The organism is Paenibacillus kribbensis (assembly GCF_002240415.1).
GTDB classification, from domain to species: Bacteria; Bacillota; Bacilli; order Paenibacillales; family Paenibacillaceae; genus Paenibacillus; species Paenibacillus kribbensis.
The window spans coordinates 1,009,906-1,034,039 of sequence record NZ_CP020028.1 but is presented as its reverse complement, the minus strand read 5'-3'; the positions used below and the strand labels follow the sequence as shown (position 1 = coordinate 1,034,039).

Below are 24,134 nucleotides of genomic sequence, written 5' to 3'. Positions count from 1 at the left end.
TCAAGCCCTTACTTCGATGTCTGCGGCTTTTTTGGGATACCGTCCAGCCCGTACACCTCGTCATATGCATCAAATATTTTACGCGCCACCGGTCCTGCGCTCGTCGCGCCAAAGCCCCCTTCGGGAATAATGACTGCTACGGCCAGCTTCGGATTTTGCCGCGGTGCAAAAGCGATGAACACCCCGTTATCTTTAACCGCACGTCCCACTATCTGCTCAGAAGTCCCTGTTTTCCGGGCATAATCATACGGAAATCCATTAAATGCTTTAACATCCGTAGCCATGCCGCGAATGATCGTATTCCAGTACGTTTCGGAAAAAGCAACCTCATTCAGCACCTTAGGCTTCCATTCACGCACGATATTCCCTTGATCATCCACAATCTTACTGACCAAATGTGGCTGCATACGCTTGCCCTTTGTTGCCAGTACAGTCGTATACTGGGCGAGCTGCATCGTCGTGTATTTCCCTTGCTGACCGAAGGACGCCTGCACCAAGCGCGTCAGCGCACTTTCCTGCTTGCTCATATACTCAAGTCTGCCCGCCCATTCCCCCGGCAAATCTACTTCAGTCGGCACGCCTAATCCGAATTCCTTCATATACTTGTCCCAAACATCAATACCCTGATGCACGCCTACATTACTTCCGTACTTGTCATACAATGGCTTGCCCACCATATCCACCATAAACGTATTGGATGAGAACTCAATGGCTTTGTCCGGGGTCAAACTACCATACACATGTCCGCCCGAATTACCGACCCGGCTGGATTGGTTTTTACCATAATACGCGCTCCCTGTATCCAAATAAGTTTGTCCGGGTGAAAGCAAGTTTTCCTTCAACCCGATCAGCACCGTGAGGGGCTTAATGGTTGAACCCAGCAGCACGGAGGACTCCGGGTGCGGACCCGATTTTCCACTCGGTACAGACTTAATCGTTCCGTTCCCCATTTTATGCTGAATTTCGTTATATACCGTAGGCGACGTACTACCGGTTTTCCATACATTAGGATCATAATCCGGCATACTGGCCATCGCTACGATATTTCCTGTCTCGACCTCCATCGCTACAGCAAAGCCCGTAGTGGCATCTTGGTGGAGCTTCCCGGATACCGTATGCGTATGAAGCCAGTCAAGCTGATCCATAATCGCTTGCTCGGTTTTTTGCTGAATTTCCTTGTTGATGGTGGAATAGAGATGATGTCCTTTTTTCGGAGGAGTAATCGATTCTACTCCTTCCGGCATGCTGCGCGGATTGACTTCCACCGTTTTATAGCCGTTTTTTCCTCTCAGCTCGTCCTGATACTGTAGCTCCAAGCCATCATATCCGACCGTTTCACTTTCCAGGTAAACCTGTTCCGGTCTTAGAACCTCCGAATTGGCTTGGAACAGCTCTTTATATTTGGGCCGGTTCGCACGGGCACCTTTGAACTTGTACATATATCCAATCGCTTGGACCGCTACCCGATCCGGGTCATAATGACGGACACTCTCTTCTACGATCTCCACGCCGGGAAATTCCTTTTTGTGCTCCAGAAAATATGCGATTTCCTCCCGGCTTAGATCGGATTTGATCAGACGTGGGGTGAAGCCCCTATATTGATTATAGTCCGGGTCCAAACGCTTCTTAATTTCCGCTGCATCAAGCTTTTCTCCCTCTTGATACCCCAATTTATTTAATTTGGCAGCAAGTTTATCAGCAAACGCATTCAGTTCAGGAAGCAGCTTTTCTCCAGGCTTACGGCCTTTCTCTGCACGCTTGCTATAATCCTGTGACAAGGTCACATACAGAGATTGTACCGGAGTCGAATACGCCAGCTTGACCGTACCCGTAGAGTCATAAATCGTCCCACGATTCGGAACTAACGGGATATTTTTGGTATTTACAGACTGCTGTAGCCCCTTCAACTCCTCGGATTGCACAAACTGCAGTATAGCCAGTCTGGTAATGATAAGGGCAAACAGCACAAAAGCACTGAAAAAAACAAGGTTCGTTCGCAAGGTCGTCTGCTTTATTTGTGTCTCTTCGTTCTCTTCATTGTTTTTCTTTTTGAATGAAAATTTTTTATCCAAACCACTTTTGTTCATACTGGCTGTCATTACTCCTTTCTGCTTGATCTCACATTTTGGTCCCATATTCCTGATCCTACCACAATCCATGTAAATAACGATGAAATTGGCAATTACAATTTTGTAAGAAATCATATAAAAATAACAAAAAAACTTCCCTCAGCACAATGGCTAAGAGAAGCTTTATTAAATGATATTGTTGTATGAGATTATGGCTGTTTGCCTGCATTCGGGTCGGTTGCCGTGGTATCCTTTTTCTTAGGTACTCCGTCCAATCCATAAACTTCATCATAGGCATCAAAAATTTTGCGTGCTACAGGTCCGGCACTCCAGGCCCCGAAGCCACCTTCAGGAATAACTACCGCTACCGCCAGTTTTGGATTCTGTCGGGGGGCAAATGCAATAAACACCCCGTTATCCTTCAGCTTGCCGCCTACGCTTTGCTGCGATGTACCTGTTTTGCGGGCAAAGTCATAAGGGAAACCATTAAATGCGCTGACATCTGTCGCCATCCCGCGTATGACTTCATTCCAGTAAGCATCCGGGAAGTTCACTTCATTCAACACTTTAGGCTTAATCGTCTGGACTACATTGCCGTTGGTATCTTTAATTTGGCTGACCAGATGCGGCTCCATCCGTTTGCCCTTGTTTGCAATCATTGCTGCATACTGGGCAAGCTGGAGCGTTGTATATTTACCCTGCTGACCAAAAGAAGCATATGCCAGTTTAGATAATGAGGACTCTTTCGAATTATGGGCATACTCTCTGCGTCCAGCCCATTCACTTGGCAAATCCACTCCCGTAGGCACACCCAGCCCAAACTCCTTCATGTAACGGTCCCATACATTTACACCTTGATCTTCATTGGCATTATTAATGTATTTGTTATATAACCTTTTTCCGACCATATCGACCATGAATGCATTCGAGGAATGTCGAATGGCGGAAGCCGGGTCAAGTCCTCCATACACATGTCCTGAAGAGTTCCGTACACGTGAAGAATTGTTACGTCCAAAATAAGCAGCCCCTGTATCCTGGTAGTAGGATGAGGTACTGAATAGACCTTCCTCTAATCCCACCAACACGGAGAGTGGCTTGACGGTGGAACCGAGCAGGACAACCGACTCTGGATGCTGGCCCGATTGACCAGAGCCGAAAGAACGAATAGTACCATTTAAATAAACATTCTGAATTTTTTTATAATTATCGCTGGATATATTTCCAGTCTGCCAATAATTCGCATCATAGTCCGGCATACTGGCCATCGCGACTACATTCCCCGTATCCACTTCCATAGCTACCGCAAAGCCTGTTTTGGCATAAGGATGCGTACTGCCTGATACAGCATGTGAATGGAGCCATCTCAATTGATCCATAATGGCGTTTTCCGTTTTAACCTGAATCTCTTTATTAATGGTGGAATAAATGTTGTTTCCCTTTTGCGGGGGAGTAACAGAATCTACACCTTCCGGCATATTGCGCGGATCAATCGGGACGGTTTTATAGCCATTTTTCCCTCGTAACTGTTCCTGATATTGAAATTCCAGTCCATCAAAGCCAACAGATTCATTATCCATATAAATAAGTCCCGGGTCATTTTCAGCTGACATGGATTTTTGAATATTCCTATATTTATCCAACGATTCACGCGCACTTTTATAGCTTTTAATGTAGCCAACTGTTTGGACAGCCACCGTATCAGGATCATAATGGCGTACGGTTTCCTCTACGACATCCACGCCTGGAAACTCACTCTTATGCTGCATGAAATAGGCAACTTCTTCTTTGCTGAGATTGGTTTTAATCAGACGGGGCGTAAAGCCGCTAAACCGTTGATAGTTCCGGTCCATAGCGTCCATAATTTGCTCCGCTGTCATTTTCGGCTCATTTTTATCACCATATTCAGCAAAGCGATTCGCCAGCCTTTGCGTCATATTCTCCAGCTCAGGCAGCAGCTTTTTATCATTATCACGCAATTTTTCCATACTGTCGCTGTAGTTTTTGGAAAGTGTGATGTACAGCGATTGTACAGGTGTAGAATACGCCAGCCTGTTCTGCCCAGTTGAATCGTAAATCGTTCCGCGAATCGGCGTGAGCGGTACATTTTTGGTCACATTACTGGCCTCCTGCTGTTTAAGCTGAGGTCCCTCTACAAATTGAAGTATCGCCAATCTTACGATAATGACCGTAAATATAATGAACGAGCTGAAAAAGAACAGGTTGATCCTGAAGCTGAATCTTTTTCGGTCGGACGACTCGTTGTCTTTTCCCTGCTCGTTGTCCATCTTTCTCATGTGCCCTTCTCCACTCCTTTTAAATCACTTTATCCTTAATGTGTGTCTGGGCAAAACCAGGCGGATTAAACCAGTCCCCGCTTTGTGCCCAGGTCGGGTCTAACGGTACCCACTGATCCTGACCGCTTAAATACACTTCATTCCAGGCATGTGAACCATAGCCCCCCTGTCCGTTGTATCCAAGTCCGGTCACCACCTTGACCTGAAGTCCCTGAGATCGGGCCATCATTGCATACAGACGGGCATAATCAATGCAAACGCCCTTGCGTGTATCAAACGTGTCTCTGGGGGTCTGCTCATGCCACTCGCCACGCTGTTCATAGGCTTCTACCTTACCGTAATCATAGCTGATGCGGGTGCCTACCCACTCATACAGCGCTTTGGCCTTTTGCTCGTCACCACTAGCCCCCTGTGTAATCTTAGCCGCAGCTTGATTGATATCGTTCGGAATTTCACGGTCGATTATTTCGTATTTACGCTGCATAATGCCGTTTAATTCCTTGGTAACGGCCTGCGTAAATACGGGCAGCTTATCCTTAATCAGAGTACCGGATAACGGTTCAATGACCGATTGCGCCCCCTGCTTATAAATCGGTGAAGCCTGCACATAGCTGCTGAATCCGCTGTCCGGGTATAAGCTTACACCTATGAACAACAAGGCTATAACCATGATGGCGCGTGCTCCGCCGATCACCGTACCAATCCCGGCCCCGGTCACCCTGCTGAAAAATCCTGATTTCTTTTGCTGCTCACGAACAGGGGAATCCGACCTGCCACCTACTACCAGTACATAAATCGCACGCAGTACAAATTGAGCGATCGCATAACTAAGCATAAATAATACGGCAAACCGCAGTAGCGGAAAACCCTCTAAACCTGCCACAAGCGTATAATAAAATTGCTCGATCCCGCTTAGTCCTCGCTGCGGCAAGTGCTCCATATAACTCGCCAGCCATTGCTGCACCTTCGGTGACAGCCACATGGCTAACCCAAGCGAGCACAAAATACCCGCCACAGTGAGTATGCCATCCACGATGAGACTAAACAGCGCTCCTACAGATCTGGAAGCTCCTCGCCTCCACCCTTGTATCAACGACAACAGTACGATGGCGATCAGAAACACCGTCACGCCATTCCAATGAAGAACAGACTCCAGCCAGGATGGGTTCATTGTGCTCCTCCTGTCTTACGGCGACTGCGGCGACTGTGTAACAGCCAAGCCTTTCGCACTTTCGATATATTTCTTGACCGTATCGCTCATACTCCACTCGCCCAGCGACATTCCCTGATACCATACCTTGACCTTGTCACCCTCAAACGGACCTTTTACTTCCAGATTGGAGCTGGTTACCGAAAATGTACCATCCCCATTGGAGGTGTATTTTGCGTTCTGGCTCTCTTTTATCATCATGTTCAAAGCCTCGCTCTGAACCTTGTTAATCGCATCATCCTTTGCCTGAGTAACTACCTTGCCGACCTGCTCAAAGGAAATACCGCTGTAGATTAGCAAGCCTGCAACCACAATAATGACGATCAGCCATTTTACAAGAGTTTTTACAATATTCAATATGACAAACAATAGAACAAGCCCAATCAATATATACAGCCAGTTATCCTGAACGATCTGCCAATTATGTTGCAAAAACTCTGTCCAGACGTTCTTATCCATTTCGCTACACTCCCGTTTTCAACTGCATGATTCTAATTGCAAAATTGTCTCTGTAATTATACATGATTCCATGATGTCCTGTCAGCTTAGCTCTTTCCCACTGCATGTTCATTCAAATCTTGTCCGTACAAAATGGTCTATGTTCGTCCACTCCCGCGTACAACTTAGGAAGGGCCGATACGAACCAGTATGAAAATTCACATTAGGGAAAGGGGGTCATCCACATGAAAACAGCCCTCTGGCTGTATCTCTTTTTGTTCATTGCCTTTTTTGACCTGCACGCACAATATCCGATTCTGACACCATTCGCTATTTCCCTGGGTGCGGCACCTACCTTTATCGGCTGGATGATGGGGATTTACTCCCTGACTCACCTGCCTGGTAATTTGATGGCCGGACCCATGGTCGACAAGCACGGCAGCCGCCGATATATTATGTTCAGCCTGACAGCCGCAGGCATCATCCTTATCATTCAATCGTACATCCACACCCCATGGGAATTACTTTTTCTGCGTGCGATTAGCGGTTTTGTACTGGCCTTTTTGTCCCCTGCCTGTCTGGCTATGCTGGCCCAGCTATCTGATCATCCAGTTACACAGGGCAAATATATGTCAGGACACGGCGTCGTCCACACGCTGGCCTCTGTCCTGTCTCCAGCGGCGGGAGCGTTCATCGTAGCCAGCTTCGGCTTTAGTGAAACGTTCAGCTCCCTTGGCATCATTCTCGTAATCACGGGACTCATGGCGTATTTCACCTTGCCAAAAGCAGCCCCTGCTCCACAGGCCCAATTATCTGACGGACAAACGACACCTGCTCCATTGTCCGGGTCACAGCCACTTTTACCATTCAATTGGCGCTATCTGTTCCTGCCTTTTGTTTTGGCGTGCGCACAAGGCATTTTATTTTATGAGATCCCATTGCGGAATAACGGTTCTGCGTCCATGATGTCTACCGGATTGCTCTTTTCCATCATCAGCCTGGGAGCGCTCTGTACGCTCAGCCTGCTTTTTCTAAACAAATATTCACCGATGGTGCGGCTGATTTGCGGCATTATTCTAATGTCCCTAAGCTTCTACTCACTCGCCATCGTAGCCGAAGCGACCATCGGCATCATTCTTTTTATTTTGGGAACAGCCAAGGGCATCATTTTCCCTGCACTTGCCTCTCTCTTTATACGGCTTGGAGGTACGCGGCTAGGTAAAACCTTTGCACTGCAATCTATTGCAACATCCATCGGCTCCTTTGCCGGGCCTGTCCTGGCGGGTCAGCTGCCGGATGATCTTTCTCCTTTTTTTGTCGCATTCTTAATTCTAATGCTCGGTTTGTTGCTTATTCCTATAAAGCGCTTATCTTCGACACCGCCATTATCTACCCACGGACCCTATCATTCCAGCTAATTTAAGATACGGCTACCTTTACAGCCCAAAATGATGCTCCAGAGGGCAGATGCACAGTACCTGATATCCCTGTCAACATAGACTAATTTGACTGAACAAATTACTAAAAAGGGGAGGTGCAGCCATGAGCCACTGCCATCCTTGTCATGTTTTAGGAACTTCGACCGGCACTATTCTTGTTCTCTATATTCTTCTCGTCATCATTCTCCGTACTTGCTGGATTTAATATCTGAATTGCCCTAACATGCCGTCCTCATATCCATGCCTGCCACTTCTGGCGGGCTTGTTTTATTGTTTTTTGCATGAGAACCTCATTTGGAGCTACACTATACACATATTCATTCATTTCCCGGGGAATTTCGAGCACAGGCATCAAGCAGGGGGTGGCAAGATGGCAATTACCGTCATTGTCGAAGGAAAAAATGACCGCAGTAAACTTCGCCGATTACTTGACCCGGAGGTTCACATTTTGTGCACCTTCGGCACATTAAACACTACAAAACTGGAATCCCTCCGCAAGCATGTCAAAGATGACGAAATATACTTATTTATGGATAACGACAGCTCCGGGAAAAAAATACGGGGTGTGCTTGCAGACACTTTTCCAGATGCACACCATATATATACCCGCAAAGGATATGCCGGCGTTGAAGGCACTCCAGATGAATATGTGATCGCTCAATTGGAAAAAGCAGGGCTGGAGGAATATATTTTATATCCACCTGTTCTTTAGTCTAAAAAAACAAATATAGCTGTCCGCAGGCTGCTTTCACGCCTGTTGGACAGCTATAGGGTAACCCTGACAAATGGTACTAACAACCATGTTAGAACTTATGAACCGTATCAACGATCATCAGCAGGAAGCTGAGTGTCAGATGATTAATGGAAAAGAAAAAGACTTTTTTAGCCCAGGAATCCGTTTCTTCTTCCTTAATCGTAAAACCTTTAAAGGCATAAAATGCCCAAAGGACAGACAATAACACGGACACAATCATGAAAATCATACCGGCATACCCATAAGCGTACATAAGAATGGGTACCGGAATCAACAACACAATATAAGGAATCATTTGAATCTTAGTCCGATGAATGCCCTTCACGACTGGCAGCAATGGAAATCCTGCCGCACGATATTCCTCAACTCGGCGAATCGCAAGTGCCCAGAAGTGAGGCGGTTGCCATAAGAACAGCAATGCAAATAAGAGCCAGGCGCCCATGTCAATACGACCGGAAGCAGCCACATAACCGATCACAGGAGGCATCGCCCCTGAAATACCGCCGATGGATGTACTCCATGTAGACGATCTTTTTAACCAAAGTGTATAAATACCGACGTAAACGAACATGCCAAGTATGCCCAGTAGCCCTGCCTGGATACCAGAGAAGGAGAACAGCACAGCCAACCCGGCGATGCCCAAAATAATAGCGTATGACAACACCGTTCTAGGGGTCAAACGCCCTGTTGGCAAGGAGCGATTACGAGTACGTTCCATCTTCATGTCCAACTCACGATCAAAAAAGTTGTTAAAAACACACGAAGAGGCCATAATCAGCATCGTACCTAAAAGTGTAAGAATTAACTTTATATAGTCAACGTCCCATTGTGAAGCCAACCAGAAGCCACCGAAGGCTGCAACCAGATTTGTACGAAGAATGCCTGGCTTGGTAACTGTAATAAAATCTTTCCATGTGCCCGCTTTACCGGGTGGCTTAGATTTCACAGTATAAGCAGCCGCATCCGAAGAAGCTTTATAGCTAATGTTATCCATTATGAGTAACTCCCCCTTAGAGATATATGAATTCGGGAGTAAGTTTGAACTCCGATATAAATTTTATCATACCCTCTCCCTAAAAAGTTTGACAGAAAACGCACAAAACGTTCACAATTGGGCTGCAAATCGCCTCTGCTGATCGTTTACAGTAAATTTGGGTAGTAATAAGTACAGGATACAATCAAAAGGAGCGACAGATATGGATACAGCCACACACTTTGTCATGGGAATCGGGTTGGCCGGTCTGGCCTACACCGATCCTGCCGTCGCCGAAGATCCAAAGTTGGCGGCAGTCATTCTGATCGCTACTGTCATAGGGTCACAGGCTCCGGATTTTGATACCGTGTTTCGGTTGAAGAACAATGCAGCCTACATTCGCAACCACCGTGGACTATCACATTCCATTCCCTTCTGGTTAATATGGATCTTGTCCATAACGGGACTGATTTGCCTTATTTTCAGGGATGTGTCCGCAGGCCATGTAGCACTCTGGGTAACGATTGCCGTCTGCCTGCATGTGTTCACCGATTTGTTCAATACGTATGGGACACAGGCATTCCGGCCTTTTACGGACAAATGGATATCATGGAATATCATCCACATCTTTGATCCCTTTATTTTCGGCACCCATGTTGCTGCGATTATGCTGTGGATCACCGGATTGATTCCACCCACTCCCTTATTTATTACACTGTACGTTGCTCTTGGCTTGTATTACATTTGGCGCACCTGGAGCCATTTCCGTCTCAAAAATAGGGTACGTAATATGGACGACGAGCGCCGGCAGGGGGATAACTATTATATCATTCCCACGGTTTCATGGAACCGGTGGCATGTGGTAAAAGCACACCAGGATGGAAGTTATGATATTGGGGGATTAAACGGAAAGCATTTGTTTTGGACAAAGCACGCGGTCCCATCCACGCACCCGGCCGCAGAAGCTTCCAAATCCTATCGCGATGTGCAGGCATTTCGCTATTTTTCCTCCTTTGCCGTTGCCGAAGTGGAGGAGCTGGAATGGGGCTACATTGTGCGGTGGGCGGATGTAAGGTACCGTCACCGAAAACAATATCCATTCGTCGCCGTCGTCGCGATGGATAAGCAGTTCGGGCTGATCAACAGTTATATCGGCTGGCTCAGTCATGAAAAAATGCAAAAACGTCTCTCTTTGCATACAAATTAACAAATGCTTGTAAGCAAACCGCAAACCTTGTGAACGACAAACAGCAAGTCTCCTGTGATCTTGGAGCTTGCTGTTTTTTGCTTGTCGAAAAAAACACCTTCATAAAGACCTGGATGAAAGCGCCCTCTTGACGAAGCGGACTTGCGTGATTCACAATGGTCATAAGCCATGCGCGCAGAAAATCCGGAGCATGAATGCTCCGGATTTTCTTTCATCACAGTTGCTCATAATACAGCTTCCAAGATGGAGTGTTTATGTGTATTACTGCATACGGCTGCTGCCAGACAAGGATTGTTCTGCTTGTTGGACCAGCTTTTTCGTGATGTATCCCCCAAGAGAGCCTGTTTCGCGGGAAACCACATTACCGTAGTAACCGTCCTGAGGGATGGTGATGCCCAGTTCTTGAGCGGCCTCATATTTTAATTGTTGTAAAGCGGCGTTGGCCTGCGGTACTTGCAGGTTGTTTGAACGACGTCTGCTCATATTTGAATCTCCTTTCAGTTCTTTGTGAGTGAGGTTCATTGCAAGCTTGCAAGATTATTATGGCTCGCTTACACCTGCTTATTCCTGAAATTCAACATTCGAAGCTGGAGGTTTTTACCATGAGCAAAGGTTTATCCCTGTGGTTCGCCGTTTCATCCATTGTTCTGCTGACAGCAGCCGCAATATCGATCAGTTATTCCGCATGGCTTGCTATTTTACTCGGACTTCTTTCTGTAGGCAATATCGGCTGGGGCTTCGTGGTCAAGGCCCGCCAACGCCGCTCCTAGCCCATCCTATTACGCACCTGATTGCGTTGGCTGCCTGATTTACGCTGACTATGTGTGCTTTTAGCGTAGTTGGGGTAAAAAGCCCATGCGCTCTTTGACCGCAGTCAGCGTGACATCAGCGGCTTCTCGCGCACGCTCTGCGGATTGGGCTAAAATACGTCCAATCTCACCGGATTCCCGAATGTCATGGTATCGCTGCTGAATTGGCTCAAGTGTAGCTACAACAGCCTCTGCCAGTTCTTTTTTGAAGGTGCCGTACATTTGGCCTTCAAAGCGATCCTGTACTTCTTGGAGCGACAAACCGGAACACTGGCTATAAATGCCCATCAAATTGCTAATTTCCGGTTTACCTGCCGGATCATATCTAACCTCACTACCAGAATCGGTAGTAGCGCGGCTGATTTTTTTGCGAATGACTTTCGGTTCGTCCAGCAGAGCAATATAGCTGCCAGCATTCGGGTTGCTCTTGCTCATTTTTTTGGATGCATCATCCAGGGACATAATTCTCGCCCCTACTTCAGGAATGTAAGGTTCGGGAACCGTAAAATAATCTCCATAGCGGTGATTAAAACGACCTGCCAAATCACGTGTCAGCTCCAGATGCTGTTTCTGGTCTTCACCTACCGGGACAAGATCCGCATTGTAGAGCAAAATGTCCGCTGCCATCAGCGACGGATATACGAACAGCCCCGCTCCTACGGAATCCTTGCCTGCCGCTTTGTCCTTGAACTGGGTCATACGTTCCAGCTCGCCCATATTCGTCAGTGTTGTCATCAACCATCCCAATTCAGCATGCTGAGGGACATGGGATTGCAAGAAGACGTTGGATTTCTCCGGATTAATGCCTGCTGCGATAAACAATGCTGCTACCGCCTCAGACTGCTCGCGCAATTGAGCCGGTTCCTGCGGTACGGTAATCGCATGAAGGTCTACCACCATAAAGTAACATTGGTGATCCTCTTGTAATTTGACAAAATTTTTCATTGCACCGATGTAATTGCCCAAAGTAAGTTGTCCGCTGGGCTGAATGCCTGAAAGTACAGTTTTCATGTTCATCATTCCTCCTGTGATTTAATTCATTTTGAACGCAAAAAGGCCCCGCATCCTCAAGGGACGCGAGACCGTGGTACCACCCTTATTCATTGCCGCCAGCCTAGCACTTGTCGGGACTATGTCCATGGCTGCCTGCAATCTTAAAGCTCCGTTAACGGGGAGCAATCGGCCGACATACTGAGGATGGTCACATCCTGTTCTGTACGGCACTCCAAGGTCCATTCAGCAATACAGGCTCACCGATTCTCATCCACCACCGGCTTTCTGAAGAGCTTGTGCAAAGCTTACTTGTCCTCATCATCGTGTTTCCATGTCATTACTTTCTAAATTACATTTAATGATAATTCCGTATAATGTTATTGTCAAATGACGATTGTGCCCTGCGATCAAAAATCTGTTATCATAATGACACAAAGCTTCAACCGATTATAGTGGACAAAGGAGCATGGAATATGAAACAAGTGACCAAAGAACACTGGAACGGTTACGACACGTATGTTTTACATAGCCCTGAACTGGAAGTTACGATGATCCCTCGCCTCGGGAATAATATTATTTCAGTGCGTGATCTGAAGCTGAACCGTGATATCGTACGGCGTCCCGGCGAGGAGGAATTAGCTTTTTATTTACAAAAGCCTTATCATTTTGGCTTGCCGATTTTGATCCCTCCCGGCCGAATCCGCAAAGGACAATTTGAGTTTGAGGGTGTTTCATATCAGTTTGACCGAAACACGGCCAACGACAATCATATACACGGCCTGCACCGCAATCAATCCTGGCGCTGCAGTGATATTGAAGAGGATGAGGAAGGTTGCAGCGTAACTACCGAGCTTTTGACAGAAAGTGATCCGCACTGGATCGAGCAGTTCCCCACTCCTTTGCGTCTGGAGATGACTTACCGCTTGCAGGGTTCTGTATTAAGTCAAACGCTGCAAGTAACGAACCTGGGGGAAAAAGCAGTACCTTTTGGCTTGGGATATCACACCTGGTTTATGGTGGATGGAGAACCTGAGCGCTGGCGCCTGAAACTGCCTGTGAACGGAGTATATGAACAGGATGCTGAACAGCTCCCTACGGGTAAAATTACTGCTTTGGAGGATTTGGAGCAGCTCTCTTCGGGGCTCTCTCTGAAAGGAACGAATCTGGACACTCTGCTGCGGGCAGCGGAAGGCCCTGCTGAAGCTCTGTTGACTCGTGATGACGGTTATCAGATTCGCTACACAGCGGATGAGCAATACTTTAAGTATTGGGTGTTGTATACCAAAGGCGAATGCGATCAATATCTCTGCATTGAACCTTATACCTGGCTGTCTGACGCTCCCAATTTATCTGATCCTGTCGGAGAAGGTGGATTGATTCGTCTGGAGCCTCAGCAATCCATCAACCTCAAGACTCAGATCCACATTCATCAACCATAATTCTCCTTTTTATACTTTCCTTCCTTCGGCGCATATTTTCATAACACTGTCGCATACTAACCTCATCACAGCCGAAGGAGGTGACTACACATGTATGAGGCCAATCAAAGCAGAGGACGTCGCAGCAATAGCAATACGCTGGTCGTTCCTCAAGCCAACAACGCACTGCAACAATTGAAATATGAAGCTGCGCAAGAACTGGGCATCACCATTCCGGCAGACGGTTACTATGGTGATATGCCATCCCGTGAGGCTGGTTCTCTGGGAGGCTATATCACTAAACGCTTAGTACAGCTGGCCGAACAGCAATTATCAGGTCGTTCAGGTCAATAAGCGTCATTATTCCACATGGGCATTCCGTTCATTGTATTTTAACAAAATGCGCGTTATGACGAGCATATAACAAAGGCGGTCTTCCGAAGGAAGGCCGCCTTTCCTTTATTCTTTTATGGATGATTATTCCGAATTGGCCGCTCGATCTCGATATGTAGGCTTGTTATAACGGATCATGAGATTCGCCATGTTATAGTTCGATTCCAGCGTGGCATCCATCAGAATGATCCCCTGCCTTACAGCAAAATCAAAAGCAATCTCACCGTGAGTCCAGCTGCGCTTGTGATTTAACGTTTCCAAGGCCATATGACGAAAATCCTCACGATGCTTCGCAGATAATCCCGGCTCTACAGCTGCAAAGGTACCTCCCTTCCCTGCAATCGGATTATGTCTGATCCCAAATTTCCCAATCACATTATTGCGTATTTGTACAAATACGATGCCTGACGACAAACCCGCCAGCTCATGATCCAGCTCTTTAAAAACGATATCCAGCTGCCTCATTAAAGACAATTGACCTAAATCTTCTTTCATAAAAATCCCCCTATATACCTGTTTTGAAATTTTTAATAGGTCTTACGACTCAATTATATGTGAATAATTTTAATGTTACAATCAAAATCAACATAAATGGGTATTTATAACTATTATCTAAGTATATCCACTAATTTAAATTTCGCTAACAGGTAATATCAATAACACTTCGACATATTGTGACGTTATTCTTCATCTTCTGCATTGAATACAAAAAAGGCCTCCCTTAAGGGAGACCTGCTTGAAATGTATTTTTGTTAGTCTGTCATTTGCAAAAATTGCTCAATGTCCTGAACGGTTACTTGCGCAGCATTACGCCAGAAGTCAGATTGTGTCAGATCGGTACCCAAATGCTTGGATGCCAGTTCTTCCACCGTCATGCGACCTGTATCACGCAGTAAAGCATCATATTGATCGGCAAAACCGTCTGGATTCTTTTTCGCAAAAGCGTAAATCCCTGCACTGAACATATAACCGAATGTATACGGAAAGTTGTAGAACGGCGTGTCCGTAATATAGAAATGCAGCTTGGATGCCCAAAAATGAGGGTGCACCTCATCCAGAACACCGCTGAATGCTTCACGCTGCGCTTGCTCCATTAACTCGCTCAGCTGCTGCGCTCCTACGACCCCTTTTTTCCGCAATTCGTAAAACCGGGTTTCAAACAGGAAGCGGGCGTGAATGTTCATGAAGAAGGCTATTCCGCGCTGGATTTTGTCCTCTAGCAAAGCGACCTTCTCCTGACCTTCAGCAGCTTCCAGCAAAGCATCCGACACAATAAGTTCTGCCAGCGTCGACGCTGTTTCAGCCACGTTCATGGCATAATTTTGATTCAGCGGATGTAATTCGTTCATTACATGCTGGTGATAACCGTGTCCAAGTTCATGGGCCAGTGTCGAAACGTTGGATGGTGATCCGGCATAGGTCATAAAAATACGGGTCTCTTTGCTAAGTCGCAAGGATGTACAGAAGCCGCCAGGACGTTTTCCTGGACGATCCTCTGCTTCGATCCAGCTTTTCTCAAAAGCCATTTGGGCAAAATCAGCCATTCTTGAACTGAATTTGCCGAATTGCTCAACAATCGTAACGGCTGCGTCGTCATACGGGATTTTAGTGGTCGATGTTCCCAATGGAGCCTCAACGTCATGCCAGGACAGCTTCTCTAACTCCAGCAATTTCGCCTTCCGCTCCAAATATTTGACCAGAATAGGCTTCGTTTCATTAATAACCTGCCACATGGTATCAAGCGTTTGCGCTGACATACGACTAATCTCCAGCGGCTCCTTAAGTACGTCTGTCCAGCCTCGGTTTTCATATAGCTTGAGACGGAAGCCTGCCAGGTGATTCAGCGTATCTGCACAGTAGTCCTCCACCTGAGTCCATGCCGCTTCCCAACGTGCAAACACATCCTGACGCACGCTGCGATCCGGTTCATCCAATTTATTAGCCGCTTGCCCAACAGACAGGTTTACGATCTCGCCATTCTCTGGTACAGGAATCGTCATATTTTTGACAATCGTATCATAAAAGTCACCCCAGCCATGGTAGCCGTCCACACCCAAATCCAATGCAAGGCTCTCCAGCTCAGGTGCCATTTTCTCACGCGCTTCATTCCGGTATTCAGTCAGGACAAAAGAAATCGGCTTGATAGCTTCACGCTCCATCCACTTCTGCCAAATGTCTTCACTGGTTTGTGCCAGCAGGTTCTGGAAAGAGACCAAAACACTTTTCACCTGTGCGTACAGCGTATTCACGCGTGCCCCCAGTTGGACAGCAAGCTTGTCGTGCTGGTTTTGAGCAGTGAGACAAGAAACAAAGGAACCCGCCTGCGACGCACCATTAAACAGCTCCTGCATGCTATTCAGCACACTATCCAGATGCTCGGTATCCAATACCGTCTGTGGTACCTTCGCAGCTTTAAGCTGAGATTGCAACTGCTGAACTTTGCCCTCCAATTCCTCCAAAAATGCATGGAATGAGGCAGAGGAGGAGCCTCCGCTGAATATAGATTCCAGATCCCATGTTTGCTTTAACGGTGTTTTCATAATAGTTCCACCTTTCTTTTTGGCGAATTCATGTGGTTTCATATACAATAAAGCTACATCGTGATGATAAGATCACTACAATTGGGAGGAATACAGGATGAGACCCTTACAAATTTCGCCGGAAACGGCTGTGAAATTATCCGAAAAGCTTGGCATTCCGCTGGAACACCTTATGCATACACCCCAGCACATTTTGATGCAAAAGCTGGCCGAACTGGCTAAAGAAGAAACCACTGACCCGAACGGCGGAGAGTCGGACAAATCATGATCCCTTTTCATAAAACCTGGCCTTACGACATTGTCATGGGGGACGTATATGTACAGTCTTGTCCGTTTTGCGATCATGAGAATGTTTTGCTGCCCCTGAAGCCAAAAGAGCTTAAGCTCATCCATGAAGGTATGAAAAAGCTGCTTGTGTTCCCATGCTGCCATAACAAGATAACTTTGGTGGATTGTGATGCCGATTATTTGCTGTCAGACACCACACTCCGCCATCATTAATTCATGAGGCCGTTGGCAGTTGCAAGACAAGATAACCCGTTGTACAAACAAGGTGTGAACCATGAGCCTGAAGCGGCCATAGTACACACCTTTCTTTTCTTAAGAAGAGCTTGCGTCCTGCATTTCCTCTGGCAAACTGATATCCTTAGCCAGCATTTGCTCTCGCAGTACAGCCCATTGTTCACGGGAAGCCCGGATCATCGCCGCATCCATAATTTTCTTATCATTAATGACACGCGAAAACCAGCGTACCGCTTCGTGAAAATTACCTGTACGCCGATGCAATTCTCCAATCAGATAGAGCAGCTTGGCATTATTCGCTCCGACACCTTCCAGCTCATAGACCCGGATATAAGAATCCAGACTAAATTGGAGAAAACGAAGCTCCTGCTCCTCATTTCCACGATAACGGTACATCCATGCGATATGCTGCAATAAACTAGCTATGACCCGTTCCTTTTCTCCGATAACCTGCGCACAGAGTAGACCCAGTTTATACGTTTCTAACGCATCTTCCCAGCTACGGTGACCGCTATATTCACGAGACTGCCACCGATTACCAATTTTTTCCTTGAATAGCTTGGTTTGCTGATCACTCAGCTGAACGGTAGAATGCTCTGTCGAGGTAAATCCGCAATGAGGACAAACCCGAACGACGTAAAAGTCGGGATTTTCATTTTTGTAATACGCACAAAAGTCTGAATCCGTACGAATGGCCTTTTTCAGGCTTGGTCTGACACGGGAGGTCTTAAATTCCTGTTCACAGTGCGGACAAACGATCTTAATCTGATATAACGGTTCAATTTCCAATGTGTTTACAACCCTCTCCAAAATTCGGAAATCCCCGTAAGCTTACGGGGTATTTACAAAATGATGCGCAGGACCGGACAAACGGTTAAGTATGATTGAACGAAGCGGCTCCTCAATGCCCACATCCGTTAACGCACCTGCCATACAAGACAGCCACGCCTCTGCTCGCTCCTCCGTTACGGGAAACTTCATATGTCTGGCACGTAACATCGGATGACCATATGCATCGGAAAACAGGGATGGTCCACCAAAAAACTGGCTCAGGAACATGAACTGTTTTTCCTTGACCGGTTCCATGTCTTCAGGGAACAGGGGACTTAACAACGGATCTTTATAAACTCTCGGGTAGAAGGCCTCAATGATAGCACGAATACCTTCCGCACCCCCAAGATTGTCATAAATGCTCAGGCCAGGATTCACTTTTCCCCCAACTTTCTGTCCTATGGTAATAAATATACACCCGTATTATAACAAAAAACAAAAAATGACGCTAAAATAAGCGTCATCTTATCATTTGAAATATGAAGACAGGTTTGTTTGGTTATATATAGCACCGTCAGTTATCAATACAACAAATTATAACTAATAGCTTCGCCAATCCTCTTCACCGGGATGGACGCGAGAGACACGAATAACATACACAAAAGCACATACAAGCAAGCCGGCAACGATACTCATCCTGATCACTCCATCCTTAAGGTTATGGATCGTTGTTTTCCTATTTTAACATACTCTTTACAAAAATACAGCTTTTCATGCAATCGCTTTCTTTACTTTTTTGTACTCTTTGTCCTTCCCCGACATAGGAATAATAGTACAACTCCAAAGGAGGGGCCTCTATGTCGCTGTACCGTCGTTACTCGCTTCCTTTGCTCATCCTTATACTGCTGTCCCTATTTGTGCTTATGGCCGCATATCCGCAATCTTCGCTGAATGCCGGGCTGCGTGGTCTTGCCATCTGGTGGGACGTGCTGTTTCCTTCTTTATTCCCGTTTTTTGTGATTTCCGAGCTACTCCTCGGTTTCGGAATTGTTCATTTCATTGGTGCGCTGCTAGACCCGCTGATGCAGCCTCTTTTCCGTGTACCTGGCTGCGGAGGCTTCGTCGCTGCAGTCAGCTGTGCATCCGGCTACCCGATAGGGGCCAAATTAACAGCCAAGCTGTGGGAACAACGATGGATTACTCGCATTGAAGGAGAGCGTTTGGTCGCATTTACGACTTCCTCTGATCCCATCTTTCTGATCGGTGCGGTTTCCGTCGGCTTCTTCCATCAGCCAGAAATTGCACTCGTACTGGGTGCAGCCCATTACGGTGGTGTACTGCTCATCGGCCTGCTCATGCGCTTTCATGGTACCCGTTCAGGGGATGCTGATATTCATAGCAGGCAACCTGAACCAGCGTCCGGTAGCACCTCGGATGTAAAGACAAGCACATCCCCAGCACGACAGCCCGGGCAGCTGCGTCAAGCCCTGTATGCCATGCATGCAGCGCGCTTGGAAGACGGGCGACCGTTTGGCGAGCTGCTCCGTCAGGCGATTACTTCCTCTCTACGCCTTATTATTGTCGTAGGAGGGCTGGTTGTATTCTTCTGCGTTATTCTGGAGGCTTTGACGAACTCAGGTTTAATGAGCGGCCTTCGTCTGCTTACGGCGAGCTTATTGACTGTATGCGGTCTTCCTCCTACGTTAACGGAGTCTATTGTGGGCGGTATTTTCGAGGTCACGTTAGGAGCGCAAGCCGCAGGTGAAGCCACAGGAGCGGCGTTGCCGTTCAAAGTGGCCGCAGCAGCCTTTGTTCTCTCCTGGGGGGGACTGTCCGTTCATGCGCAGGTCGCAAGTATTTTAAATATGACGAATCTACGGTATATGCCATTCTTGCTGGCACGGGCTGCGCATGGTGTCATCTCAGCACTGCTCGCTCTTCTGTTATGGCGTCCACTAATGGGCCAAGGAAGCTCGCCCGTGTTTCATCCGATATATGACATTACATGGTCCCCTGGCTTTTCGTCTACGATGCTGTTGCAAAGCCTTCTGCTCCTTGCCTGCCTGCTGGTAGGGATGCTGGTTCTCTCCTGCTTGAGCGTCGGTACAAGTCACTTATTCGCGTGGTGGAAAAGGGCGTACAGGCAATGAACGATTGTGTTCTTGCTCATAATTGATTATGATCGGTATATACCCATGACAAAGGAGCTTTTCATCTTGAGATATTATGTTCTGGATCGCGGGGATCAGCACTCCATGGACTTGAGCCAGCAATTTCACCGTCTTGCCCAACAAAAGAATTTCAAGCTGGATGCCGAATCGCCGGAAATCGTCGTGTCTATTGGAGGCGATGGTACGATGCTGCATGCGTTTCATACCTTCATCGACCGAATTCCGGATATTGCCTTTGTTGGTGTACATACCGGTCATCTGGGTTTTTACGCTGATTGGCGTGCGGACGAGCTGGAGGAGCTGATCGAGCTGATGAGCCAAGGCGAATCTGAGGGGTTGCTTAACCCGAGAATCGTCAAGTATCCGCTGATTGAATTGGAGATTCACAAAAAGTCTGGAAATGCCTCTTTTATCGCCTTGAATGAATTCACGTTAAAAGGCGTAGATGGTACTGTTGTTGCCCAGGTAGATATTAACGATATTACTTTTGAAATGTTCCGTGGTGACGGCATATGCGTTTCGACGCCCTCCGGAACGACTGCCTATAATAAAGCACTCGGCGGAGCGATGGTTCACCCCACCATTGAAGCCTTGCAATTAACGGAGATCGCTTCCATTAATAACCGTGTATATCGGACGCTGGGATCGCCCTTGCTCCTGCCCAAACACCACCATTGTGATATTTTTTCGCGAAAGGAACAGCGTCTTTTATTGACGGTAGATCACCTGAACTTTCCTGTGGATGATCTGATCTCTGTTCGCTGTCAGGTCTCGAGTCAGAAAATCAGCTTCGCTCGTTACCGCCCTTTTCCCTTTTGGGATCGGGTACGCAACGCTTTTCTCAATTAGAATCTGTAAAAGAGCCGAAGTCGGCTCTTTTTTATTGGATTAATGTACAAAGGCTTACTTACAAACAAAACGGTTCCTGAAACTCAGGAACCGTTTTGTTGTGGAGCTATGAATGTTTTATTCTTTTTGCTGATCTCAGCTTTTTCGACTCTGACAGCAGATCCCGTCTGACGTTGGCCATCGGAGTCTCGTGAAACACGGGATTGACGCCCCTCCCTGTTTTCCTTGGATTGACGCTCAAAGCGTGATCCACGGGATTCCTTTTTGTCGAAATTCCCTTGCTGCGGACGTTGCCTCCGTGGCTCCCGAGCCTGCTGCCCTTCTCCCGGATTACGTCCATCCTTTGCTTCACGTGGTTCTCTCGGCTGACGCCATTCACGGGTTTCACGTGACTCACGCTGCCGGCTTCCTTCACGACCTTCTCTGGGTGGACGACTTTCCCGAGCTTCACGTGGCTGACGCTCACGTGCTTCCTGGGCTTCCTTCGATTCCTGACGTTGCAATTCGCGTGGTTCACGGGCTTCTCGTGCTTGCTCCGTTGGCGGCTCCTCCGGTATTGTGGAATCCTGCTGCGATTGCATCCATTCCCGTTCTACAGCTGTATGTTGCAATTTTTCTTGCTGCTCTTCAGTTTCTAACGTGTCCGCTTGTTCCTTTTGAGCATCTACCAGCTGTTGGATATCCGGGGCAATGGATTCATCATTGCTTCCGTTCTTGATGAGCACTTCACGGCTTTTTTGCAGCACAAAATAGGCACAACCGAAATTGCAGTATTCATTAATATAATCGTCCAGTACCACTATGGATGTGTCCTTATTTGCTTTAGGGTGCCCTTCTCTATAAAAACCCTTCAGACGCAGCTGATTATAGCCCCAATCACCAATAATATAATCATAGCGATCCAGCACTTCACTGTATCGATCACGAAATGCTTCGGGATTCCACCCGTTCTTGTGATCTTGCAACACTTCATAGTTTTTACCACCGATTTGAAACAAGCTAATCTAACCGCCTTTCCCGGATCAAGCCTGCGAAAGGGCGCTTTCTTCCTTATGCTGAGCGGCGGACTTCACCTGCTCATGCGCTTGGTAGGAGCTGCGGACCATCGGACCAGATTCGACGTGGCTGAATCCCCGCTGTAATCCCTCTTCCTTTAACTTCGCAAAATCTTCCGGTGGATAATATTTTTGCACATACAAATGCTTCTCGGACGGTTGCAAATATTGTCCAATTGTCAAAATATCACAATCAATTTTACGCAGATCATCCATGGCTTGCAAGATCTCGTCCCACTCTTCCCCGACACCCAGCATGATGCTTGATTTGGTCGGAATGGACGGATTCAATTGCTTCGCACGTTGGAGCAGCTCCAGGGAGCGGCGATATTTCGCCTTGGCCCGCACTTTATCCGACATGCGCTCCACTGTTTCAATATTATGATTCAAAATATCCGGCTTGGCATCCATGACGATCCGCAGCGATTCAATATCGCCCATAAAATCGGGAATCAATACTTCTATACTGCAAAAAGGTACTCGGCGGCGAATGGCCCGAACCGTTTCTGCAAATATAGTAGCGCCCCCATCCTTCAAATCGTCACGAGCCACACTGGTTACGACACAGTGCTTCAAGTTCATGTTTTCAGCTGCTTCCGCAACGCGTTCAGGCTCCTGCAAGTCCAGTTCCGTAGGCATTCCCGTGTTCACTGCGCAAAAACGGCACGCACGCGTACAAATATCTCCCAAAATCATAAATGTCGCTGTCCTGTTGGCCCAGCATTCATAAATATTAGGGCATCGTGCCTCCTCACATACGGTATGTAATGTCTTGGAACGCATCATGTTCTTGATATCCTGATAGTTGTCGCCTGTCGTAAGTTTAATACGAATCCAGTCGGGTTTTGCTTCCTTCACTTTTCTAGACAATGGCATAGACCTTCTTTCTGATGAGCTTAAGCTTTCATTGCCATACATTATAGCATGAAAGCGATGGAAAAACCTCCATTCATTGTTCCCTTTTTGATATGACATTGATGCCGGAAAAGTAAATTCTTGATATGGATAAAAGTAACGGTTATCGCTCAATCTAAACCAAAGCGCTTCTGCTCATGCCATGGATTGCGGGGCTAGAATTTACCCGGGCGATTCAAGCCCTCTAAAGGAGGTCGGTTCAAATGTCTCACCCTATACGGACAGCCCGTGCTATTCGTCTGTTATTACTGCTGTTATGTGCTATTACACTAACAACATCCTGTCCGCTTCCTGCTCATGCCTTTGACGAGGACTTACAGCCATCGTCTTCCCGAAGTACCCCGAAAGCTAAAGCGAATGCTTCACAATCTCTAGCCACATTATTTACGTCAAGGCTTGCTTTATATCAATCCATCGAAGCACTGACAGGAATTCCTTGGTACAGGCTGGCTGCAATCGATCAATATGAACGAACACTTACGGTGGCCCATCCCAAAGACCGCAAGCATGCGGAACGGATCACGGGTATATTTATTACGGGACCTGTCTGGTCCGGCCTGATGAACCCGGATTCAGATGATCAAATTCCACGCTCCATTGAGATGTTTTCCGGGCTGGGACAAGACGGTTCAGGCGACGGGATCGCTGACCGCGATAATGACAAGGACTTGCTGTTTAGCATGGCTTCTTATCTCGGGAAATATGGAAACAATGAGGATGAATTTGGTATTGCCGTATGGGAATATTACCATAACAGCCGCGCAGTTCAAAGAGTTCAACAGTTTGCCAAGCTGTATCGGACATACGGCAAGCTGGATCTGAACAGTCAGGCTTTTCCACTTCCTTTAAGCAGCATTTACAGCTATCGCAGCACTTGGGGAAGTCGTCGTAGCTGGGGCGGTTATCGTATACATGAAGGAACTGATCTGTTTGCTGGCTACGGAGTTCCGGTTCGCAGTACCTGCTACGGCGTAGTCGAAATGAAGGGCTGGAATCCATTTGGAGGATGGCGGATCGGCATTCGCGATCTCAACAATCGCTATCACTACTATGCACATCTTTCCGGCTTTGACAAAACTGTTCACAAAGGAGATATCGTTACACCTGGTCAAACGGTTGGCTGGGTCGGAAGCTCGGGCTACGGAAAGCCGGGTACCCAAGGAAAGTTTCCACCGCATCTGCACTATGGTATTTATCGGGACAATGGTTGGACCGATTGGTCATTCGATCCGTATCCGTTATTAAGAAATTGGGAGCAGACCGAGCGCAAAGCACTCAAAACAGAAAACGAAAAAGGGACCTCCTCGTAGAGTC

At 47.1% G+C, this 24,134-nt stretch carries 24 protein-coding genes, 1 pseudogene and 1 other annotated feature; of the genes and pseudogenes, 12 read left to right on the top strand and 13 right to left on the bottom strand.

Annotated features, from left to right (window positions below):
- Positions 1 to 8: 8 nt before the first annotated feature.
- The 4 genes from B4V02_RS04725 to B4V02_RS04710 all read right to left on the bottom strand — a co-directional run bounded on the left by B4V02_RS04725 (position 9) and on the right by B4V02_RS04710 (position 6,032).
- Entirely contained in the window at positions 9 to 2,087 is a 2,079-nt protein-coding gene (locus tag B4V02_RS04725; protein WP_094156936.1) for a peptidoglycan D,D-transpeptidase FtsI family protein, read from the bottom strand.
- 191 nt (positions 2,088 to 2,278) lie between these two features.
- Entirely contained in the window at positions 2,279 to 4,363 is a 2,085-nt protein-coding gene (locus B4V02_RS04720; RefSeq protein WP_094153923.1) for a peptidoglycan D,D-transpeptidase FtsI family protein, read from the bottom strand.
- Between the two features lie 19 nt (positions 4,364 to 4,382).
- Complete coding sequence (locus tag B4V02_RS04715) at positions 4,383 to 5,534, bottom strand: transglutaminase domain-containing protein (RefSeq protein ID WP_094153922.1); 1,152 nt, start codon at positions 5,532 to 5,534, stop codon at positions 4,383 to 4,385.
- Between the two features lie 15 nt (positions 5,535 to 5,549).
- On the bottom strand, positions 5,550 to 6,032 hold the full coding sequence (locus B4V02_RS04710) for a hypothetical protein (RefSeq protein WP_094153921.1): 483 nt from the start codon (positions 6,030 to 6,032) through the stop codon (positions 5,550 to 5,552).
- 224 nt (positions 6,033 to 6,256) lie between these two features.
- On the opposite strand from B4V02_RS04710, the gene B4V02_RS04705 reads away from it, so the two are divergent.
- From B4V02_RS04705 to B4V02_RS04700, 3 genes and pseudogenes are all read left to right on the top strand, one after another.
- The gene (locus B4V02_RS04705; protein WP_094153920.1) at positions 6,257 to 7,429 is read left to right on the top strand and encodes an MFS transporter; all 1,173 of its coding nucleotides are present in this window, start codon (positions 6,257 to 6,259) and stop codon (positions 7,427 to 7,429) included.
- Between the two features lie 157 nt (positions 7,430 to 7,586).
- Positions 7,587 to 7,655 (top strand): annotated as a pseudogene (locus B4V02_RS27185) (YjcZ family sporulation protein); the annotation flags it as partial.
- A gap of 165 nt (positions 7,656 to 7,820) precedes the next feature.
- Complete coding sequence (locus B4V02_RS04700) at positions 7,821 to 8,162, top strand: toprim domain-containing protein (protein WP_094153919.1); 342 nt, start codon at positions 7,821 to 7,823, stop codon at positions 8,160 to 8,162.
- A gap of 91 nt (positions 8,163 to 8,253) precedes the next feature.
- On the opposite strand, the gene cyoE is transcribed toward B4V02_RS04700, so the two are convergent.
- Positions 8,254 to 9,198, bottom strand: coding sequence for a heme o synthase (cyoE, locus tag B4V02_RS04695; RefSeq protein ID WP_094153918.1), 945 nt, complete (start codon positions 9,196 to 9,198; stop codon positions 8,254 to 8,256).
- Between the two features lie 202 nt (positions 9,199 to 9,400).
- On the opposite strand from cyoE, the gene B4V02_RS04690 reads away from it, so the two are divergent.
- Positions 9,401 to 10,384, top strand: coding sequence for a metal-dependent hydrolase (locus tag B4V02_RS04690; protein WP_094153917.1), 984 nt, complete (start codon positions 9,401 to 9,403; stop codon positions 10,382 to 10,384).
- 261 nt (positions 10,385 to 10,645) lie between these two features.
- Here B4V02_RS04690 and B4V02_RS04680 read toward each other — a convergent pair whose 3' ends face one another.
- A complete protein-coding gene (locus B4V02_RS04680) occupies positions 10,646 to 10,867 on the bottom strand; it encodes an alpha/beta-type small acid-soluble spore protein (RefSeq protein WP_007431985.1) in 222 nt (73 codons plus the stop codon).
- 119 nt (positions 10,868 to 10,986) lie between these two features.
- Between B4V02_RS04680 and B4V02_RS25815 the strand changes: the two genes are divergently transcribed.
- Positions 10,987 to 11,154 (top strand): hypothetical protein, encoded by a 168-nt coding sequence (locus tag B4V02_RS25815; RefSeq protein WP_007431986.1) that lies wholly within the window; start codon positions 10,987 to 10,989, stop codon positions 11,152 to 11,154.
- A 60-nt stretch (positions 11,155 to 11,214) separates the two neighbouring features.
- Here B4V02_RS25815 and trpS read toward each other — a convergent pair whose 3' ends face one another.
- Entirely contained in the window at positions 11,215 to 12,204 is a 990-nt protein-coding gene (gene trpS / locus B4V02_RS04675) for a tryptophan--tRNA ligase (protein WP_094153915.1), read from the bottom strand.
- A gap of 56 nt (positions 12,205 to 12,260) precedes the next feature.
- Positions 12,261 to 12,517, bottom strand: a binding site (T-box leader).
- 142 nt (positions 12,518 to 12,659) lie between these two features.
- Here trpS and B4V02_RS04670 point away from each other — a divergent pair.
- Together B4V02_RS04670 and B4V02_RS04665 are read left to right on the top strand one after the other, a co-directional pair.
- The gene (locus B4V02_RS04670; protein ID WP_094153914.1) at positions 12,660 to 13,625 is read left to right on the top strand and encodes an aldose 1-epimerase; all 966 of its coding nucleotides are present in this window, start codon (positions 12,660 to 12,662) and stop codon (positions 13,623 to 13,625) included.
- Between the two features lie 90 nt (positions 13,626 to 13,715).
- Entirely contained in the window at positions 13,716 to 13,958 is a 243-nt protein-coding gene (locus B4V02_RS04665) for an alpha/beta-type small acid-soluble spore protein (RefSeq protein ID WP_094153913.1), read from the top strand.
- Between the two features lie 123 nt (positions 13,959 to 14,081).
- Here B4V02_RS04665 and B4V02_RS04660 read toward each other — a convergent pair whose 3' ends face one another.
- Both B4V02_RS04660 and B4V02_RS04655 read right to left on the bottom strand, forming a co-directional pair.
- The gene (locus B4V02_RS04660; RefSeq protein ID WP_007431990.1) at positions 14,082 to 14,492 is read right to left on the bottom strand and encodes a hypothetical protein; all 411 of its coding nucleotides are present in this window, start codon (positions 14,490 to 14,492) and stop codon (positions 14,082 to 14,084) included.
- Between the two features lie 257 nt (positions 14,493 to 14,749).
- Positions 14,750 to 16,537, bottom strand: coding sequence for a M3 family oligoendopeptidase (locus B4V02_RS04655; protein WP_094153912.1), 1,788 nt, complete (start codon positions 16,535 to 16,537; stop codon positions 14,750 to 14,752).
- Positions 16,538 to 16,634: 97 nt separating this feature from the next.
- On the opposite strand from B4V02_RS04655, the gene B4V02_RS04650 reads away from it, so the two are divergent.
- Together B4V02_RS04650 and B4V02_RS04645 are read left to right on the top strand one after the other, a co-directional pair.
- Positions 16,635 to 16,805, top strand: a complete 171-nt coding sequence (locus B4V02_RS04650; RefSeq protein WP_007431992.1) for a YycC family protein — start codon at positions 16,635 to 16,637, stop codon at positions 16,803 to 16,805.
- Entirely contained in the window at positions 16,802 to 17,038 is a 237-nt protein-coding gene (locus B4V02_RS04645; protein ID WP_007431993.1) for a hypothetical protein, read from the top strand. The genes B4V02_RS04650 and B4V02_RS04645 overlap by 4 nt, the downstream gene beginning before the upstream one ends.
- Before the next feature lie 99 nt (positions 17,039 to 17,137).
- Here B4V02_RS04645 and B4V02_RS04640 read toward each other — a convergent pair whose 3' ends face one another.
- Both B4V02_RS04640 and B4V02_RS04635 read right to left on the bottom strand, forming a co-directional pair.
- Complete coding sequence (locus B4V02_RS04640) at positions 17,138 to 17,848, bottom strand: DUF2225 domain-containing protein (RefSeq protein WP_007431994.1); 711 nt, start codon at positions 17,846 to 17,848, stop codon at positions 17,138 to 17,140.
- Between the two features lie 42 nt (positions 17,849 to 17,890).
- Positions 17,891 to 18,268, bottom strand: a complete 378-nt coding sequence (locus B4V02_RS04635; RefSeq protein WP_007431995.1) for a globin domain-containing protein — start codon at positions 18,266 to 18,268, stop codon at positions 17,891 to 17,893.
- Positions 18,269 to 18,687: 419 nt separating this feature from the next.
- Between B4V02_RS04635 and ylbJ the strand changes: the two genes are divergently transcribed.
- Positions 18,688 to 19,980, top strand: a complete 1,293-nt coding sequence (ylbJ, locus tag B4V02_RS04630) for a sporulation integral membrane protein YlbJ (protein WP_094153911.1) — start codon at positions 18,688 to 18,690, stop codon at positions 19,978 to 19,980.
- Positions 19,981 to 20,046: 66 nt separating this feature from the next.
- Positions 20,047 to 20,850, top strand: coding sequence for an NAD kinase (locus B4V02_RS04625; RefSeq protein ID WP_007431998.1), 804 nt, complete (start codon positions 20,047 to 20,049; stop codon positions 20,848 to 20,850).
- 83 nt (positions 20,851 to 20,933) lie between these two features.
- On the opposite strand, the gene B4V02_RS04620 is transcribed toward B4V02_RS04625, so the two are convergent.
- Complete coding sequence (locus B4V02_RS04620; RefSeq protein ID WP_094153910.1) at positions 20,934 to 21,848, bottom strand: YutD family protein; 915 nt, start codon at positions 21,846 to 21,848, stop codon at positions 20,934 to 20,936.
- A gap of 24 nt (positions 21,849 to 21,872) precedes the next feature.
- On the bottom strand, positions 21,873 to 22,775 hold the full coding sequence (gene lipA, locus B4V02_RS04615) for a lipoyl synthase (protein WP_007432003.1): 903 nt from the start codon (positions 22,773 to 22,775) through the stop codon (positions 21,873 to 21,875).
- 248 nt (positions 22,776 to 23,023) lie between these two features.
- On the opposite strand from lipA, the gene B4V02_RS04610 reads away from it, so the two are divergent.
- Positions 23,024 to 24,130 carry a M23 family metallopeptidase gene (locus tag B4V02_RS04610; RefSeq protein WP_094153909.1) on the top strand — a complete coding sequence of 369 codons (1,107 nt, stop codon included), beginning with the start codon at positions 23,024 to 23,026 and terminating at the stop codon, positions 24,128 to 24,130.
- Positions 24,131 to 24,134 lie beyond the last annotated feature (4 nt).

What these genes read in the sequence shown, in the direction of transcription:
- B4V02_RS04725 (WP_094156936.1), bottom strand. Translation starts at nt 2,087, where the DNA reads ATGAACAAAAGTGGTTTGGATAAAAAATTTTCATTCAAAAAGAAAAAC.
- B4V02_RS04720 (WP_094153923.1), bottom strand. Translation starts at nt 4,363, where the DNA reads ATGAGAAAGATGGACAACGAGCAGGGAAAAGACAACGAGTCGTCCGAC.
- B4V02_RS04715 (WP_094153922.1), bottom strand. Translation starts at nt 5,534, where the DNA reads ATGAACCCATCCTGGCTGGAGTCTGTTCTTCATTGGAATGGCGTGACG.
- B4V02_RS04710 (WP_094153921.1), bottom strand. Translation starts at nt 6,032, where the DNA reads ATGGATAAGAACGTCTGGACAGAGTTTTTGCAACATAATTGGCAGATC.
- B4V02_RS04705 (WP_094153920.1), top strand. Translation starts at nt 6,257, where the DNA reads ATGAAAACAGCCCTCTGGCTGTATCTCTTTTTGTTCATTGCCTTTTTT.
- B4V02_RS04700 (WP_094153919.1), top strand. Translation starts at nt 7,821, where the DNA reads ATGGCAATTACCGTCATTGTCGAAGGAAAAAATGACCGCAGTAAACTT.
- cyoE (WP_094153918.1), bottom strand. Translation starts at nt 9,198, where the DNA reads ATGGATAACATTAGCTATAAAGCTTCTTCGGATGCGGCTGCTTATACT.
- B4V02_RS04690 (WP_094153917.1), top strand. Translation starts at nt 9,401, where the DNA reads ATGGATACAGCCACACACTTTGTCATGGGAATCGGGTTGGCCGGTCTG.
- B4V02_RS04680 (WP_007431985.1), bottom strand. Translation starts at nt 10,867, where the DNA reads ATGAGCAGACGTCGTTCAAACAACCTGCAAGTACCGCAGGCCAACGCC.
- B4V02_RS25815 (WP_007431986.1), top strand. Translation starts at nt 10,987, where the DNA reads ATGAGCAAAGGTTTATCCCTGTGGTTCGCCGTTTCATCCATTGTTCTG.
- trpS (WP_094153915.1), bottom strand. Translation starts at nt 12,204, where the DNA reads ATGAAAACTGTACTTTCAGGCATTCAGCCCAGCGGACAACTTACTTTG.
- B4V02_RS04670 (WP_094153914.1), top strand. Translation starts at nt 12,660, where the DNA reads ATGAAACAAGTGACCAAAGAACACTGGAACGGTTACGACACGTATGTT.
- B4V02_RS04665 (WP_094153913.1), top strand. Translation starts at nt 13,716, where the DNA reads ATGTATGAGGCCAATCAAAGCAGAGGACGTCGCAGCAATAGCAATACG.
- B4V02_RS04660 (WP_007431990.1), bottom strand. Translation starts at nt 14,492, where the DNA reads ATGAAAGAAGATTTAGGTCAATTGTCTTTAATGAGGCAGCTGGATATC.
- B4V02_RS04655 (WP_094153912.1), bottom strand. Translation starts at nt 16,537, where the DNA reads ATGAAAACACCGTTAAAGCAAACATGGGATCTGGAATCTATATTCAGC.
- B4V02_RS04650 (WP_007431992.1), top strand. Translation starts at nt 16,635, where the DNA reads ATGAGACCCTTACAAATTTCGCCGGAAACGGCTGTGAAATTATCCGAA.
- B4V02_RS04645 (WP_007431993.1), top strand. Translation starts at nt 16,802, where the DNA reads ATGATCCCTTTTCATAAAACCTGGCCTTACGACATTGTCATGGGGGAC.
- ylbJ (WP_094153911.1), top strand. Translation starts at nt 18,688, where the DNA reads ATGTCGCTGTACCGTCGTTACTCGCTTCCTTTGCTCATCCTTATACTG.
- B4V02_RS04610 (WP_094153909.1), top strand. Translation starts at nt 23,024, where the DNA reads ATGTCTCACCCTATACGGACAGCCCGTGCTATTCGTCTGTTATTACTG.